The 18,629-nt window shown below is 40.3% G+C and carries 11 protein-coding genes and 1 pseudogene; 4 read left to right on the forward strand and 8 right to left on the reverse strand.

Translation table 11 applies throughout. From position 1 onward, the window contains the following. The 8 genes and pseudogenes from PR699_RS05260 to nadC form a co-directional block, all read right to left on the reverse strand. Positions 1-248: pseudogene (locus PR699_RS05260) on the reverse strand (fimbrial protein); the annotation flags it as partial. Positions 249-1,351: 1,103 nt separating this feature from the next. Further along, the gene (acnB, locus tag PR699_RS05265) at positions 1,352-3,949 is read right to left on the reverse strand and encodes a bifunctional aconitate hydratase 2/2-methylisocitrate dehydratase (RefSeq protein WP_004921820.1); all 2,598 of its coding nucleotides are present in this window, start codon (positions 3,947-3,949) and stop codon (positions 1,352-1,354) included. Between the two features lie 440 nt (positions 3,950-4,389). Beyond that, positions 4,390-4,743 (reverse strand): VOC family protein, encoded by a 354-nt coding sequence (locus PR699_RS05270; protein WP_014656402.1) that lies wholly within the window; start codon positions 4,741-4,743, stop codon positions 4,390-4,392. A 388-nt stretch (positions 4,744-5,131) separates the two neighbouring features. Then, on the reverse strand, positions 5,132-6,559 hold the full coding sequence (lpdA, locus tag PR699_RS05275) for a dihydrolipoyl dehydrogenase (RefSeq protein WP_014656403.1): 1,428 nt from the start codon (positions 6,557-6,559) through the stop codon (positions 5,132-5,134). Positions 6,560-6,763: 204 nt separating this feature from the next. Next, positions 6,764-8,629, reverse strand: a complete 1,866-nt coding sequence (gene aceF, locus PR699_RS05280; RefSeq protein WP_014656404.1) for a pyruvate dehydrogenase complex dihydrolipoyllysine-residue acetyltransferase — start codon at positions 8,627-8,629, stop codon at positions 6,764-6,766. Positions 8,630-8,642: 13 nt separating this feature from the next. Next, on the reverse strand, positions 8,643-11,309 hold the full coding sequence (gene aceE, locus PR699_RS05285; RefSeq protein ID WP_014656405.1) for a pyruvate dehydrogenase (acetyl-transferring), homodimeric type: 2,667 nt from the start codon (positions 11,307-11,309) through the stop codon (positions 8,643-8,645). Between the two features lie 165 nt (positions 11,310-11,474). Further along, the gene (gene pdhR, locus PR699_RS05290; protein ID WP_014656406.1) at positions 11,475-12,245 is read right to left on the reverse strand and encodes a pyruvate dehydrogenase complex transcriptional repressor PdhR; all 771 of its coding nucleotides are present in this window, start codon (positions 12,243-12,245) and stop codon (positions 11,475-11,477) included. Between the two features lie 1,050 nt (positions 12,246-13,295). Continuing rightward, a complete protein-coding gene (gene nadC / locus PR699_RS05295) occupies positions 13,296-14,195 on the reverse strand; it encodes a carboxylating nicotinate-nucleotide diphosphorylase (protein WP_004921849.1) in 900 nt (299 codons plus the stop codon). A 259-nt stretch (positions 14,196-14,454) separates the two neighbouring features. Here nadC and ampD point away from each other — a divergent pair, with 259 nt between their 5' ends. The 4 genes from ampD to PR699_RS05315 all read left to right on the forward strand — a co-directional run bounded on the left by ampD (position 14,455) and on the right by PR699_RS05315 (position 18,588). Continuing rightward, on the forward strand, positions 14,455-15,003 hold the full coding sequence (ampD, locus tag PR699_RS05300; protein ID WP_053110645.1) for a 1,6-anhydro-N-acetylmuramyl-L-alanine amidase AmpD: 549 nt from the start codon (positions 14,455-14,457) through the stop codon (positions 15,001-15,003). A 557-nt stretch (positions 15,004-15,560) separates the two neighbouring features. Beyond that, positions 15,561-15,986: a prepilin peptidase-dependent pilin gene (gene ppdD, locus PR699_RS05305; RefSeq protein ID WP_004921858.1), complete on the forward strand. Its 426-nt coding sequence runs from the start codon at positions 15,561-15,563 to the stop codon at positions 15,984-15,986. Positions 15,987-16,000: 14 nt separating this feature from the next. Then, entirely contained in the window at positions 16,001-17,401 is a 1,401-nt protein-coding gene (locus PR699_RS05310; RefSeq protein ID WP_004921861.1) for an ATPase, T2SS/T4P/T4SS family, read from the forward strand. Then, positions 17,401-18,588 carry a type II secretion system F family protein gene (locus PR699_RS05315; RefSeq protein WP_014656410.1) on the forward strand — a complete coding sequence of 396 codons (1,188 nt, stop codon included), beginning with the start codon at positions 17,401-17,403 and terminating at the stop codon, positions 18,586-18,588. Before PR699_RS05310 ends, PR699_RS05315 begins: the two co-directional genes overlap by 1 nt. Positions 18,589-18,629 lie beyond the last annotated feature (41 nt).

Below are 18,629 nucleotides of genomic sequence, written 5' to 3' on the forward strand. Positions count from 1 at the left end.
AAATACGTTGTTGCATCACACACTATCTCAATTTTTTTCGATACTGGCGTTAACGTTAAGTTACCTGATAAAGGGAACATACTTGGCGCGGTATCAAATTTATATTCAACATCCACTTCATTTTGGTTATCGATAGTACATGTTGGTGGCGTAATCGAGCCCGTAACTTTTAAATTAGCAACAGGTGCAGAGAATGCCGCATATGAAACAGAAATTAACGACAGTGCACATAATGTTTTCTTAAACATGATTAACCTTCTATAATAAAAAACAAAATAAAGAAAAATAGAATCCATTACCAATACTTATATTAGTAAATATATAAAAAAATATTTTAATTATTATTATTACTTATCTTAATAAGAGTTATAAAAATATTTTTACTGCCGATATTAATTACCTCTAATTATGATAACACATTCTATTTTTATGCATCTTTAAAACATCTCAACGAAATACTGTTTTTCAGATGTAAGTATTATAGATAACTTTTTTATAATTAACATTACACCTAACTCGAGTAAATTGCACACTCACCAAAGGAGTCATAGATGTAACAATTTATTTCACCATTAAAAACAATAGAATATAGTAATAGTCACTCATACCAATCAAGATTGATAAGAAAATAACTCCAAACAAATCACAATAAGAACTAAAGAAAAGAACAAAATATCTAATTTAATGTAGTTTAATACTTTATAATATAATCTTTCAATTTTAACTCGCAACGCGAGTAATTATTTACATAAATAAAACAACCAAGTTAAAAAAATACCACACCTCTTTGATTATTATGACTTTTTAAAATAAAAACATGATAAATATAGCCTTCAATGCAACGAGTAATATTGTTTCAATATCAAATTAATATAATCAATAAAACGATAATCTTTTTTCTTTTTTTAATATTCAAATTAAGAATTTCAAATAATGATAAAATAGTCTTTTTTAGCTAGTCGTTTAAAAAAGTAATCATACCAAGATTGAAATTAATGAATATTAATTAGCCAAAAAGATAACAGTTTAGAGTGATATCGATATAGATCTACAACAAAATATCCGCATACTCTGTCACAATATTGCGTATTCGACGCTTACGATCTAACCGAATTACTCCTCTGTATCACTTAAAACCACTTTTTATGCATTAACTATATAGATTCCCCTTCATCATCCACCAAACGATAAAGGATCTATTGCGCTCCCTATCGAGCGATTAGCGACATTTTTCCCCACTGTTACTATCGCCTATCAAATCGGCTAATCAAGTTACTAACACCCTAATTAGCGACCATAAAAAAAGCCCTGATTAAATTCAGGGCTTTTGATTTGTTACTACATCGCTAAATTAAACTGTTGTTTGGAAGATAACACTATCTGCTTTTTCAGTATATTGCTCTAACTGATCAAAGTTCAGATAACGGTAAGTATCCTCAGCAGTTTCATCGACCTTATCCATAAACTGCAAATACTCAGCAGGCGTAGGGAGACGACCGAGCAAAGATGCGACAGCAGCAAGTTCAGCCGAAGCCAAGTATACATTTGCCCCTGTACCAAGACGGTTCGGGAAATTACGTGTTGAGGTTGAAACAACGGTTGCACCATCTGCAACACGTGCTTGGTTACCCATACACAAAGAGCATCCCGGCACTTCAATACGTGCTCCGCTCTTACCAAACACACTGTAATAACCTTCTTCAGTCAATTGTGCTGCATCCATCTTAGTTGGTGGAGCAACCCATAGGCGTGTTGGTAGCTGCCCTTTATGCTGATCTAACAGCTTACCTGCCGCACGGAAGTGACCAATGTTTGTCATACAAGAACCGATAAAGACTTCATCGATTTTTTCATTTTGAACATCAGACAGCAAACGTGCATCATCAGGGTCGTTAGGAGCACATAAGATAGGCTCTTTGATCTCATTTAGGTCGATTTCGATCACTGCGGCATATTCTGCATCAGCGTCTGCTTCAAGAAGCTGCGGGTCAGCTAACCAGTTTTCCATTCCTTTGATACGACGCTCGATGGTACGGCGATCACCATACCCTTCTGAGATCATCCATTTCAGCAGAACAATGTTTGACTGGAGATATTCAATAATTGGTGCTTTATCCAGTTTAATCGTACAGCCTGCTGCTGAGCGCTCTGCGGAAGCATCTGCTAATTCAAATGCTTGCTCAACTTTTAGCTCAGGCAACCCTTCAATTTCAAGGATACGACCAGAGAAAATATTCTTCTTACCTTTTTTCTCAACAGTCAGTAAGCCTTCTTTGATTGCATATAAAGGGATAGCATGAACAAGATCACGAAGCGTGATGCCCGGTTGCATTTCTCCTTTAAAGCGCACTAAAACAGATTCAGGCATATCAAGCGGCATTACACCTGTTGCTGCTGCAAATGCCACCAAACCAGAACCTGCTGGGAAAGAGATACCGATTGGGAAACGGGTATGCGAGTCACCACCCGTACCGACAGTATCTGGCAATAACATACGGTTCAACCATGAGTGAATGATGCCATCGCCTGGGCGCAAGGAAACACCACCACGATTCATAATAAAATCAGGTAATGTATGGTGCGTAGTCACATCAACGGGTTTTGGATATGCCGCAGTATGGCAGAATGATTGCATAACTAAATCTGCGGAGAACCCTAGGCAAGCTAAGTCTTTTAGCTCATCGCGTGTCATTGGGCCTGTGGTATCTTGCGAGCCAACAGAAGTCATCTTAGGCTCACAGTATTCACCTGGGCGAATACCCGGGCGGCCACAAGCACGACCAACCATTTTTTGAGCCAAAGAGAAACCACGATTGCTTTGTGCAACAGATTTCGCATGACGGAATACGTTAGTTGGCTCTAAGCCAAGTGATTCGCGCGCTTTAGCCGTCAAACCACGGCCAATAATCAATGGAATACGACCGCCAGCACGGACTTCATCAATCAATACATCCGTTTTCAGTTCAAATGTTGCCAGTAACTCACCCGTTTCATGGTTACGCACTTCACCTTTATATGGGTAGATATCAATAACATCGCCCATATTCAGCTTAGATACGTCCACTTCAATAGGTAACGCGCCGGCATCTTCCATGGTATTGAAGAAAATAGGGGCGATTTTACCACCAAGTACAACACCACCACCACGTTTGTTAGGGACAAACGGAATATCATCCCCCATAAACCATAACACAGAGTTAGTTGCTGATTTACGAGAAGAGCCTGTGCCCACAACGTCGCCAACATAGGCCAACGGGAAACCTTTCTTATTCAGGGCTTCAATCTGTTTAATTGGCCCGACATTACCTGGTTCATCCGGCTCAATACCATCGCGAGCATTTTTCAGCATAGCTAGGGCATGAAGCGGAATATCAGGGCGAGACCATGCATCCGGAGCTGGAGACAGGTCATCTGTGTTAGTTTCACCTGTAACTTTAAATACAGTCACAGTCAGTTTTTCAGCCAGCTCAGGACGCTCGATGAACCATTCAGCATTTGCCCATGATTCAATAACTTGTTTCGCGTACTCATTCCCTGCTTTTGCTTTTTCTTCTACATCATAGAAGTTATCAAACATGAGCAAAGTATGGGAAAGTGCTTTAGCCGCGATTGGTGCTAGCTTAGCATCATCCAAAGCTTCAATTAGCGCATGAATATTGTACCCGCCCTGCATTGTACCGAGCAGTTCAATGGCTTTTTCTGGGCTGATAAGAGGAGAGGTAGTTTCACCTTTCGCGATAGCGGCTAAAAAGCCCGCTTTGACATACGCTGCTTCATCAACACCGGGGGGCACACGGTTGGTCAGCAGGTCTAATAGGAAATCTTCTTCACCTTTAGGTGGATTTTTCAGTAATTCTACTAATGCAGCAACTTGCGCAGCATCTAATGGCTTAGGGACAATCCCTTGAGCGGCACGCTCGGCTACGTGCTTACGGTAATCTTCTAGCACGACGTTCTCCTCGCTTCATTGTAATTTATATACCCGGCTGTCTGCACCATCTTGAAAAAATCATCATCCGGTGCCAGGTCAGAGGAACTTGCTCGCATAATCTCAATGGCAGTAAAATTATGCCCAGCTTCGGGCGTTCAGCATAGCAGAGTTTAAACGAAATGTTAATTCATTCACAAGAAAGCAACATCCCTCTGCTTACTTTAAGCCTTAACCATTAATTTCGGGTTATTTTTTAGCTTAAGATACTATAAAGAGTTATAAAAAGCAGATAAAACCTCACTTTTTATAATGCATTTACGCATTTAACGCACCCTTTTTGATGTGTTTTTACCTCTCATATCACAAATTATATTTTTATCGTAATTTTATTTACGTTACTAATTGATAAGGTAAATCATTACGATTGGCTTTAATTTTTTTAAAGGTTTTAATTGATTTTATTGCCCTTTTAATCCAATTAAATTACCAAACGGATCTTCAAGCTGACACATTCGTTTGTTACCTTCTATTAACATCGGTCCTCGATACCGTTTTGCACCTAATTTAGATAAATGCTCAACCGCTAAATCGAAAGATTCCACCTGCCAATATAATACTGTGCCTCGTTTGCCTTCACAGACCTTTGCGTCAGCTTGGACAACCTCGATAGTGAAATTCCCTACGTGTAATACGGTAAAATCAAACTCTGGTAGATATTCGGCAACCGCTTGTGGAAAGGCTTGTTGATACCAAGCTAAGCCGACAGCAACGTCAGGAACATGGATTAAAATGGCAGTCGGTATTAGTTTCATTAAATTAGCTTATTTATGTGAGTACCCATAATCGATAATGATATGTCAGGTTCGTTCACAATTGAAGGTAAGTTACGGAACGTATAAACAATAATCCAATTTGCCATGACTTACGTATTTACGTGTTATCAAATGCACATCCCTTTATTAGATATAAATAAAAACAGAATAAAAAATGAGAATTTAATATTCCATTAGTCATCTAAACATTATTGTTGATAATTTTTTCCTTAAGAATATAAACACAACTTAAATAAGAGGATAAATATATATGACTCTCTGCTTATATTTGAAAAAGTAAAAAGCCAATGTGTTTCCACATTGGCTTTATGCGCTTTGGTCATAAACAGCCAACTAGAGAGGCCGTTTATTAAGGCGACTTAAGAAATTATTTTTTCTTTTTCGCTTTTGCGTTTGGTAAGTCAGTGATGCTACCTTCAAAGACTTCCGCTGCCATACCAATTGATTCATACAGCGTTGGGTGAGCGTGGATAGTCAATGCGATATCTTCTGCGTCACAGCCCATTTCAATTGCAAGGCCAATTTCACCCAGAAGTTCACCACCATTAACACCGACAACAGCACCACCGATAATACGGTTAGATTGCTTGTCGAAAATCAGCTTAGTCATACCTTCTGCGCAGTCAGATGCAATCGCACGGCCTGATGCTGCCCATGGGAATGTTGCAACTTCATAGCTGATATTTTTCTCTTTCGCTTCTTTCTCAGTTAAACCAACCCAAGCCACTTCTGGCTCAGTGTAAGCGATTGATGGAATAACTTTTGGATCAAAGTAGTGTTTCAGGCCAGAGATAACTTCAGCCGCTACGTGACCTTCGTGAACACCTTTGTGCGCCAACATTGGCTGACCAACGATGTCACCAATTGCAAAAATGTGAGGTACATTAGTACGCATTTGCTTATCAACATGGATAAAGCCACGGTCATCAACCTCAACACCCGCTTTACCAGCATCAAGGTTTTTACCATTTGGAACACGACCAATCGCGACCAGAACTGCGTCATAACGTTGTGGTTCAGCAGGTGCTTTTTTACCTTCCATTGTGACATAAATACCATCTTCTTTTGCTTCAACGGCAGTCACTTTGGTTTCTAACAGTAAGTTAAATTTCTTGCTGATTTGTTTAGTGAAGACTTTAACCACATCTTTGTCAGCCGCAGGGATGACTTGGTCAAACATCTCAACAACATCAATCTGAGAACCCAGAGCATGGTACACAGTACCCATTTCCAGACCGATGATACCACCACCCATAACAAGCAGACGCTCTGGAACTTCTTTTAGCTCTAACGCATCTGTCGAATCCCAAATACGTGGATCTTCATGAGGAATGAATGGTAACTGAATAGGACGTGAACCCGCAGCAATAATCGCATTATCAAAGTTGATAGTTGTGCTACCGTTTTCGCCTTCAACAACCAGTGTGTTAGCACCAGTAAATTTACCAAGACCGTTCACAACGTTTACTTTACGGCCTTTTGCCATACCAGCTAGACCACCAGTCAGCTGGTTAATCACTTTCTCTTTCCACAGGCGAACTTTAGAAATATCGGTTTTTGGCTCACCAAAAACAATACCATGTTCAGCCAACGCTTTAGCTTCTTCAATCACTTTAGCAACGTGCAATAGTGCTTTAGAAGGAATACAACCAACGTTCAAACAAACTCCACCCAGAGTTGAATAACGTTCTACTAAAACAGTATCTAAACCTAAGTCAGCGCAACGGAAAGCCGCAGAATACCCTGCGGGGCCTGCACCAAGTACCACTACTTGGGCTTTAATTTCAGTACTCATCATGACCTCTTTTTGTTTTGTCCAGCGGGGCAGCCGAAAAACGCATTATTCCACCGGAAAATACACACCGCGAGCAGTTTACAGAATTGTTAACATCCTGAAAAGGCTCATTACGTGACGTAACTCGCAACGTTTCGGATGAACAGTAAAAAATTCTGCCCCAGCCTAAATAAAACAGACCGGCTAATAAGCCGGCCTAATTTATTACATCACCAGTCGACGAATGTCGCTCATCAATTGACCTACTAGGGTGATGAAACGAGCACCATCAGCGCCGTCGATCACACGGTGGTCGAATGAAAGAGACATAGGCAACATCAGTCGAGGCACAAACTCACTACCATTCCAAACTGGTTTGATGGAAGAGCGAGATAGACCCATAATTGCAACTTCTGGTGCATTAACAATTGGTGCAAAACCAGTTGTTCCGATGCCACCAAGGCTAGAAATAGTGAAGCATCCACCTTGCATATCAGAAGCTGTTAATTTGCCTGCACGCGCTTTCTTAGAAACTTCCATCAGTTCGCGAGACAGTTCCATAATGCCTTTTTTGTTCACGTCTTTGATAACAGGAACAACTAGGCCATTTGGCGTATCAACCGCGATACCGATATTGACATATTTCTTCATGAATAGGCGTTGGCCATCTTCAGAAATAGAGCTATTAAAACGAGGCATTTCTTCTAGCGCACGAGCAACAGCCTTCATCACAAACACCAGTGGCGTGATTTTAACACCGAGTTGTTTCTTCTCAGCTTCTTTGTTCTGCTGCTTACGGAAGTCTTCGACATCTGTAGTGTCGACTTCTTCCATCAACGTAACATGAGGGATCATCACCCAGTTACGGCTTAGGTTAGCACCAGAGATTTTTTGGATACGACCCAGTTCAACTTCTTCAACTTCACCGAACTTGCTGTAATCCACTTTTGGCCATGGCAACATGCCCGGTAAACCACCACCCGCAGCGGCTGGTGCTTCGGCACGCTTGATGGCGTCTTTAACGTAAGATTGTACGTCTTCGCGCAGAATACGACCTTTACGACCCGTTCCTTTTACTTTAGCAAGGTTAACACCAAACTCACGCGCTAAACGGCGGATGACTGGCGTTGCATGTACATAAGCGTCGTTTTCAACAAATTCATTTTTGCTATCAGCTGCTTTTGCTGGTGCTGGCGCCTGTGCGGCTGCCGGAGCGGAAGCGGCTGGCGCTGGTGACGCAGTTGGTGCCGATGCTGCTGGTGCTGCACCTGCAACTTCAAACGTCATGATCAGTGAACCTGTTTTCACTTTATCACCAGTGGCGATTTTGATCTCTTTCACGGTACCGGCAAAGGGTGCAGGAACTTCCATTGATGCTTTATCGCCTTCAACCGTAATGATTGATTGCTCAGCTGAAACAGTATCACCAACTTTCACCATAACCTCAGTGACTTCAACTTCATCACCACCGATGTCAGGTACATTAACATCTTTAATTGCCGAGGCTGCTGGCGCTGACGCAGGTGCCGATGCGGGTGCTGCTTCCGCTGCCGGTGCTGATCCTGCAACTTCAAAGACCATGATCAGTGAACCTGTTTTCACTTTATCACCAGTCGCAATCTTGATCTCTTTTACAGTACCAGCAAAGGGTGCAGGAACTTCCATGGAAGCTTTGTCACCTTCAACAGTGATCAGCGATTGCTCTTCTGCAACTGTATCACCTACTTTTACCATGATCTCAGTCACTTCGACTTCATCGCCGCCAATATCAGGGACAGACACTTCTTTCAGAGCTGCTGCTGTTGGGGCAGCGGCTGGTGCCGCTGGTGCTTCTGCTGACGCAGCCGGAGCCGCGCCTTCTGCTGATTCAAAGACCATGATCAATTTGCCAGTGGTAACTTTATCACCTACTGCAATTTTAATTTCTTTAACCACACCTGCTTGTGGTGATGGGACTTCCATAGATGCCTTATCGCCTTCAACAGTGATCAGCGATTGCTCTGCTTCTACTTTATCACCAACTTTAACCATAACTTCGGTGACTTCAACTTCATCAGCACCGATATCAGGCACTTGGATTTCAATAGACATTGATTATTACCTCTTATGCCAGACGTGGGTTAACTTTTTCTGGGTTGATGTTGTATTTTTTAATCGCTTCTTCAACGACTTTAACATCAACTTCACCACGTTTAGCCAATTCACCTAACGCCGCAACGATTACATAAGATGTATCCACTTCAAAGTGGTGACGTAGGTTTTCACGGCTGTCAGAACGACCGAAACCATCAGTACCTAATACACGGTAATCGCTTGCTGGTACGTAAGTACGAATTTGTTCTGCAAACAGTTTCATATAGTCAGTTGATGCAACGGCTGGCGTATCATTCATTACCTGAGCAACATAAGGTACACGTGGTGCTTCAGAAGGATGCAGCATGTTCCAACGTTCACAATCTTGACCATCACGAGCCAATTCAGTGAATGAAGTAACGCTATACACATCAGAACCGATGCCATATTCCGCTGACAGAATGTTAGCTGCTTCGCGAACATGACGCATCATAGAACCAGAACCTAACAACTGAACTTTACCTTTGCTGCCTTCGATTGAATCCAGTTTATAAATACCTTTACGGATCCCCTCTTCAGCACCTTCAGGCATTGCAGGCATATGATAGTTTTCATTCAGAGTCGTGATGTAGTAGTACACGTTCTCTTGTTTTTCACCATACATACGCTCTAAACCATCCTGCATAATGACGGCAACTTCATAAGCATAAGCAGGGTCATAAGAGATACAGTTAGGGATAGTCAGTGATTGAATATGGCTATGACCATCTTCGTGTTGTAAGCCTTCACCATTTAAAGTTGTACGGCCTGAAGTACCACCAATCAAGAAACCACGAGCTTGCTGGTCACCCGCTGCCCACATTAGGTCGCCGATACGTTGGAAACCAAACATTGAGTAGTAAATGTAGAATGGGATCATCGGCAGGTTGTTTGTGCTGTATGATGTTGCAGCTGCTAACCATGATGAACCTGCACCTAGCTCGTTAATACCTTCTTGTAGGATCTGACCTTTAGAGTCTTCTTTATAGTAAGCCACTTGCTCACGATCCTGAGGCGTATACTGCTGACCTTTAGGGCTATAAATACCAATTTGACGGAACAAACCTTCCATACCGAAAGTACGAGCTTCGTCAGCAATGATTGGCACTAAACGGTCTTTGATAGAGTTGTTTTTCAACATCACGTTTAACGCACGAACAAATGCGATAGTGGTTGAAATTTCTTTTGATTGCTCTTCTAGCAATTGGCTGAAATCAGATAACGTAGGGATTTCTAATTTCTCATCAAAGTGCGTACGACGTGCTGGTAGATAACCACCTAGAGCTTGACGACGCTCATGCAGATATTTGTATTCTTCTGAATCTTTATCAAAAGTAATAAATGGCAGTTTTTCCAGTTGATCATCAGCCACAGGCACATTGAATTGATCACGGAAGTGACGAACACCGTCCATGTTCATTTTCTTCACTTGGTGCGCAATGTTCTTACCTTCAGCTGTTTCACCCATACCATAACCTTTGATGGTCTGAGCTAAAATAACAGTTGGCTTGCCTTTAGTTTCTGCTGCTTTTTTAAATGCGGCATACACTTTCTTCGGATCATGACCACCACGGTTCAGCGCCCAAATTTCGTCATCAGTCATGTCTTTAACTAATGCAGCAGTCTCTGGGTAACGATTGAAGAAGTGCTCACGAACGTACGCGCCATCACGTGATTTGAATGTTTGATAATCACCATCAAGGGTTTCGTTCATTAATTGAACCAGTTTGCCGCTAGTGTCTTTACGCAGCAACTCGTCCCAACGATCGCCCCACATAACTTTGATGACTTGCCAGCCTGCACCATTAAAGATACCTTCCAGCTCGTTGACAATTTTACCGTTACCTGTAACAGGGCCATCTAGACGCTGTAAGTTACAGTTAATCACGAATACAAGGTTATCTAGCTTATCGCGTGTCGCGATAGTGATAGCACCTTTAGATTCTGGCTCATCCATCTCACCATCGCCTAAGAAAGCGTACACTCTTTGAGCTGAAGTGTCTTTCAGGCCGCGGTTTTCAAGATATTTCAAGAATTTCGCTTGATAAATAGCATTTAGCGGGCCAAGACCCATTGAAACAGTTGGGAATTGCCAGAAATCAGGCATTAATTTAGGGTGTGGATAAGAAGACAGACCTTTACCACCAATTTCTTGGCGGAAGTTATTCATCTGCTCTTCAGTTAAACGACCTTCCAAGAATGCGCGTGCGTAGATCCCTGGGGAGATATGACCTTGGAAAAAGACCAAGTCACCGCCATCATTGTTGTTATGAGCGCGGAAGAAATGGTTAAAACAGACTTCATATAAAGTTGCAGAAGACTGGTATGATGCCATATGGCCACCCAGCTCCAAGTCTTTTTTAGAAGCACGCAGTACAGTCATGACTGCGTTCCAACGAATTGCGGAGCGAATACGGCGCTCCAAATCCATGTTACCAGGGTATGCAGGCTCGTCTTCAACAGCAATAGTGTTGATATAATCAGAACTACCAGATGCACCAGCAGCAATGTTAACACCGCCTTTACGCGCTTCATTCAATACCTGTTCGATAATGAACTGAGCACGATCAACACCTTCTTCACGGATGACCGATTCAATCGCCTGTAGCCAGTCGCGAGTTTCAATCGGATCCACGTCATTTTTCAACATATCTGACATGGTGTATTCCTTATCTGTTATCTATTTTTTAATGTTTATGTGGAGCCTATCTTCGCGCTACTTTCTACAAAATAGCGAGAAGATAGGCCCTGCTGTTGTTGCCGCTAGAACTCTCACAGAGAGTAGTCACAGTAATGCAGACGCAGCAGTCAGTAATCTGCATTACTAATTTAATTCAGGATGTTGCTGCAACCTACGTAGAGAACGCTCCCGCCTTGTTTGTTCACGACTAATATCCAAAAGTAGCTCTTCAATAAAGGCTAAATGGCGATGGGAAGCCTCCCTTGCCTTCTCAGGCTCTCTTGCCATTATAGCGGAGAATATTTGAGCTCGATGTTCACTAACTGCTTTATACATTTCTTTGCGGGTATACAAAAACTCAAAGTTTTGACGAATATTCTGTTCCAACATTGGCACCATACAACGTAGCAAATGCAGTATCACCACATTATGCGCCGCTTCTGTGACAATCAGTTGATATTGCAAAACCGCATTTGATTCCGCATTAATATCGCCACTTTGTTGAGCTTTAATAATTAGCTCATAGCTTTGTCGAATTCGCTCCAAATCCTCATCCGTACCACGCAACGCCGCATAATAAGCAGCTATCCCTTCAAGGGCATGGCGTGTTTCAAGAAGATCAAATTGAGATTCGGGATTCCCCGTAAGAAGTTCAGTTAGTGGGTCGCTAAAACTTTGCCACATCTGTTTTTGAACAAAAGTTCCGCCACCTTGGCGGCGAGATAATAGACCTTTAGCTTCAAGAGTTTGGATAGCTTCACGCACTGATGGCCGAGAAACGTCGAACTGTTTTGCCAGCTCACGTTCAGGAGGCAGCTTTTCGCCGGGGCGCAATGTCCCTTCGAAAATAAGATGCTCGAGGCGCTGCTCAATAACATCTGATAATTTTGGTTGGCGAATTTTACCGTAAGCCATAACCTGCCATGATCGTTAGTGATTAATTATTGATTAGGTATTGCTCAGTGTTAATTGGTAATACCAATTTCTTTACGGATTAATAAAGTAACAAAGTATTCACTAACTGTCCATAAAGACCTTGAGCTAAATCATAAAATCCTGCAAATTTTAACAGATTTTTTTAAATTTTAGCATGTTTTGATAACTAATCCTCCGATTGCCAGCACGGTAATTTAACATTTGAAGCGAATTTCTATGCTATAAACACGCTAACTGAATCGATATAGCCAAACCATTAGTGTTTTAATATTCAATAATAACGAATAATAACCAAATTAGCTCACAATAACCGTTTCAAATGCAGATCCGCAAGGAGCAACCTTAACAATCTAGTTAAATATTCACGGTATTTGTTATTTTACGCAATGTAAGCGTTGTCTATATTCACCAAGATAGCAAGGCTACACGATATAAAAATCTGTAATCGGCTCATCTATCGATTAATGATGAGGTTACATCTTGATTAGACTCTAACTGCACTGCGTTTTATAGATAAAAATGTCTGGCTAATTAGTTGGAATGAATACATCTAGAATAGTTCAAAAAACAGCAAAGCGCCCTAGATGATACTACCTATACGAAAAAATAAGCCTGCCTCAACCTAGGAGGCCTACTAGCATGAGACGGCGATGCTCGCTTTCGCGGCCTACCGTTCCAATATTTATTTTCGTTAGCTAGTAATCAACAAGCTAATATCAAGGCCATACTCAAAACTCACCTTTCTGAGTAAAAAGCGTTGGTCTATCACTCCCACGTTTTAGCTTTATGCACAGCGTAATAAGGTGGATTTGTTAAGCTAACGGCTCTCAATTTTCATATTTGCTATTACTGCTGCCATACATGAATCAAGGCAAAATGCCCACTGTTGTGACTAAATAAACAGAAAATCTCTTCCCCCTTTCTTGTTATGAGAAAGGGGGAGTTATGATGGTTAATATTTATTCTGTTGTTGCTAAATGCAGCCATCATCGGGCACTAGGTTAGCGATGGGAGTTCTGGCTATATTGCTTATTTTTCTTCAATAAAACGCATTGAAAGATCCATCGCTCTAATATGTTTCGTCAATGCACCAACAGAAATGAAATCAACCCCAGTTTCCGCAAATTCTCTGATAGTATCTAATGTAACATCACCAGACACCTCGAGAGCGGCTTTACCCGCTGTCAGTACAACAGCCTCTTTCATCATCGTGACAGTGAAATTATCAAGCATAATAATGTCTGCATTCGCCTTTAATGCTTGAAGTAATTCAGTTAAATCTTCAACTTCAACCTCAATAGGAACTTCCGGATGAGCTTGCCTCGCTAACGCCACTGCTTGAGCAACAGAGCCTGCCGAAATGATATGGTTTTCTTTAATTAAATAAGCATCTGATAAACCAAGACGATGATTAAAACCTCCACCCATTAGTACCGCATATTTAAGAGCACTTCTTAAACCGGGGATCGTTTTACGTGTATCTAATAATTTGGTTCTTGTGCCTTCAATTTTCGCCACATACTGAGCAGTTACAGTAGAAACAGAAGACAATGTCTGGATAAAGTTCAATGCCGTTCTTTCTCCAGTGAGTAATACTTGTGAAGGCCCTGACATTTCACAAAGCAGCTGATTTGGCGCAACCTTATCTCCATCATTCACATGCCATACAATGCTAACTTGCCCACCAAGCTGGCTAAAAACTTCTTCTAACCATTTTTGTCCACAAAAAACGCCTTCTTCCCGTGTAATAATACGCGCTTTAGCTTGTGAAGTAGGTTGTAAAAGCTGCCCCGTAATATCTTGCTTAAAATCAACTGTTTGCCCAAGATCTTCTTTTAACGCGTGGCTTACTATAAATGGAATATCGCTATTTAACCTTTCAAGCAATAATTCACGTCTTTGTTCTTCGCTATAACGCCTCGTCGCCATCAATCCACTCCAATAAATTTCTTGTGCCCATTGCTATCTATACCCATCATGTATCAAGCCTTATGGCGCACGTTATTCATCTTGCTATCGCCCAATCATCTAAGCTATTACAGTACATACAACTCAATGTGCTTGGGTATGAAAATAGAACCACCGCTACAAACATACATCTCGAATAATTTTGTGTATATGCTAATCTTCTCAACTCAAGATAACGAATATAAGCGAGTAATAAAACGGGAATACTATGCTACCAGAGATAAAAATACATAATGGCTGGCTACAAAATGTGACTCATATCCCTTCACCACACCATGATGAGCGCCCTGAGAACATTATCCCTTCCCTGTTAGTTATCCATAATATTAGCTTACCCCCCGGCCAATTTGGTGGGCCTTATATCAACCAGCTTTTTACTGGAACACTCGACCCAACAGAGCATGCCTTTTTTGATGAAATCAAACACCTTCGTGTTTCAGCCCACTGTTTAATTCGCCGTGATGGCGAGATTATTCAATATGTTCCTTTTCATTTAAGAGCTTGGCACGCTGGGCAATCCCTTTATAAGGGTAGAGAAAAATGTAATGATTTTTCAATTGGGATCGAGCTTGAAGGCACGGATTTTGAGCCTTTCACGCCTTTACAATACAATTCGCTAGTAAAACTGACACATGCTCTTATTGAGCTATACCCTGAATTACAAGATAACATCACCGGTCACAGCGACATTGCCCCCGGCCGTAAAACAGATCCCGGCCCTTATTTTGATTGGCAACAATTCAAGGCCCTGTTAAAACATAAAAGATAATATAATTTATAGTGCAACCGACTTAACTGAGTGCCTTATCTCTGTTTAAACCTACTTTAGATGGACTCTTTTAAGTCTCTACAATGACTGCCCCTCCCTCGCCATAAACCGCGAAGCTTTCCACTTTTCGGCCCGCAAATGCTGATATGACGGATAAGACCGCTCTTTGTCGGCTGATACGACAAGCTCAGCTATTGCCCCCTATAATTCCCTTATGCCGGATGTGGATTGTCAGTCATGTTCAACGATAGATTACTCTTTAAAGCCCTTTAGGTTTTTCGTCTTATATCCCAATCCACACTGCGCGAGGTTTATAGCATTCTCTCTAAAATAGCCCCTACTTCCCCCGCTTCTACTCATTAGTTTTATCATACTTTCTCATTAACGCGATATTTTATTGTCCACCATATTTACCTTTGCGAGTCTTCTCCCAAGAAAATGTAATACGATACATTTTTTATTTTAATTTTTCGTAGGTGCTCGTATGCAGGGTTTGAAGAGATTAAATAATCAAATGGAACAATTTAAGATGCCTCCTCACTCAACAAGGAGGCTATATGAATCAACAAGGATTTTCTTTAATTGAAATAATGGTTGTCATTGCAATAATTTCTATATTAAGTGCTATTGCAATACCGGGATATCAAGGTTATATGCAAAAAGCGGCAATAACCGATGTATTACAAACAGTTTTACCATATAAGAATAATATTGAAATTTGCGCGTTTAATAAAGGCTCATTAACTGGCTGTAATGCAGGAAGTGAAAATATTCCTAATAATATAAAAGGAAAATATATCAAAACAATAGATGTAAAGTCAGGCATTATTAACTTTATAGCCGATAAGAGTCTTGCCAATCTCTCTGTGACTTTAACCCCAATTATCCCTACTGATAGTTCACCATTCCAATGGCAAGTAGCCTGCGAACATGATAGTGACAGTAAATTAAAAGCATTATGTGAAAATACCTTCATCTTTTAATATAAGGTAAGTTTATGAATAGCACCAGGGAAAGAGATTTTATATTTAAAGAATTAAAAAGTATTTGTGATAAACACTATATTATTATTGTTGATTACAATCATAAAAGATTATCTATAGGTGTACCTAAAAAGCCAGATGACAATATACTTGCTACTTTACGTTTTATTGCTAGCGTGCCGGTATGCTATGACATTTGGCCAAAAGAAAAGATTGATCATTACTTCAATAAAAAATATGAGGAGATCCAAGAGCCAGAAACAAACTATCAACCTAATGGTGCCGAGCAGCTAGATACACGTTCACCCGCCGTCGATTTTGTAGAGAATATGCTCAAAACAGCGGTAAGAAAACGCGCATCTGATATTCATATCGAACCATCAAAACAAGGGATAAAAATCCGTTTACGTGTAGATGGCAAGCTCTATTTTATTCCTTCACCACCTCTCGAAATCAATAATGAAATTATTGCTCGAATAAAAATAGTTGCCAAATTGAATATTGCAGAGAAGCGATTACCACAAGATGGGCAAATGAGTTGGCATTTCGAAGGGCATAATTACAGTATTCGCCTGTCAACGATACCAACATTATATGGTGAAAAATTGGTTCTACGAATACTTAGCACCCAGCTAAAGTATTCTATAGAACAAATAGGGATGCACAATAATTTGCTATTAAGTTTAAAAAAAGAGCTATTGCAACCACAGGGCTTAATTCTTGTCACTGGCCCGACTGGCAGTGGGAAAACCGTCACGCTCTATAGTGCATTAGAGTATCTCAATCAATCTTCACGTAACATATCTACCATTGAAGACCCTATTGAGATCCCACTATCTGGAATTAACCAAGTTCAAGTAAACGATAAATATGGCTTGAGTTTCGCTCACATACTAAGAGCCTTACTCCGGCAAGATCCTGATATTATCATGGTAGGAGAAATTCGAGATGAAGAAACGGCACAAATAGCAACCAGAGCCGCACAAACAGGCCATTTAGTCTTATCAACTCTACATACCAATTGCACATTTAGCGCCATTGAAAGGATGGCGCAATTAGGTGTGAGTCAATCCCAACTGAGTTCTTGCTTAAAAATGGTGATTGCACAAAGGCTGGTACGCCGATTATGCCCAAACTGTAAAGTCACACACCCTAAAAATACACAAATTAGCGACAATAAAACGATAAAAGAGTGGTCATCCACGGGATGTGATCTCTGTTTTGCAGGGTTTATGGGGAGAACCGCCATATATGAGTATCTAGGGCAAGATGCACTGACTGAGATTTTTCAGCATGGAAAACAATGTATCACTCATTTTCAAACACTTTTTCAGGATGGATTGAACTTAATTGAAGCAGGTGAAACCACATTACAAGAGCTCTATGCTATTACAGGGACAGGGGAGATTATTTAATGTTTATCTATTCTTATACCGCTTTATCTCATGATAATAATATTGTCCAAGATTTTATTATTTCTAAAAATAAAAAATCAGCCTTTATTGAACTCTTAGAAGCGGAACAAACTCCACTTCATATTCGTTTAAAAGCCATATTCATTCTCAACGCAGCCAATATTAACTACCGAACGCATTTTTTCTATCAACTAAATTCCCTCGTATCATCCGGTATTAATTTACTCCAAAGTCTATATATTTTGCAAAAAAACACACACTCACCATTTTGGCAAAAGATTATCACATCGACGATCACTGACTTAAAGAAAGGCAATCGGTTTTCTGATAGCTTAAGAAAACACCCTAACATCTTCACCCCCACCATAATCAGTTTAATAAGCGTCGCAGAAAAAACCGGAAATTATGAAAATAACTTTAAAATCATTGCAGGTATGCTAAAACACAATGAAGAGACAAAGAAAAAAATCACTAAGTCACTTAGATACCCTATTGTATTAACATTATTTTCTATCGCATTAATCTTCATTATGTTAGTTTATGTGTTACCACAATTTGAAACTATTTATCAAAGTTTTCAACACGAGCTTCCTTTAATCACAAAAATCATGATCTATTTATCTAATTTGGTCACTGATTATTTTCCTTATTTTTTACTTATAACGCTAATTATTTCATTACTGATTTGGAAATTTAAAGCGAATACCGTAAGATTCATTATTACGTTGCTATTTTATGTTCCACCTATCAAAAAATTAATTAAAAATAGTAACTTGAATATCTTTTTCTTAACCTTATCCTCAACACTCCAAGCGGGTTTGCCGCTAACAGAATGTTTAAAATGTACAGCGGATACGCTGCATAATCCGTTGTATAAAAAAGAAAGCCTTTCTGTATATCATGCTGTTTTAAAAGGGGAGTCATTATCTGCTGCCGTTAAAAACAGCGCTTTCTTTCCAAGTATTGTGCATCAGCTAATCGCTGTTGCAGAAGAGTCTGGTCAGCTTCCTCACTTCTTACAGTATTTATTTACACATTTTTCAACGCAACATACTAGCTTAACTGAAAAGTCATTAAAGAATCTCGAACCTATCTTACTATTGCTAATGGCATTCCTCGTTGGAACTATTATGGTGGCAATGTACCTCCCTATCTTCAATTTAGGAAATGTTATAACAGGGATTTAATGGCTTAATTATAGGATAGCATTTTGCCTATTTATGCTATA

Source organism: Providencia sp. PROV268 (genome assembly GCF_028477805.1).
Taxonomy (GTDB): Bacteria; Pseudomonadota; Gammaproteobacteria; order Enterobacterales; family Enterobacteriaceae; genus Providencia; species Providencia stuartii.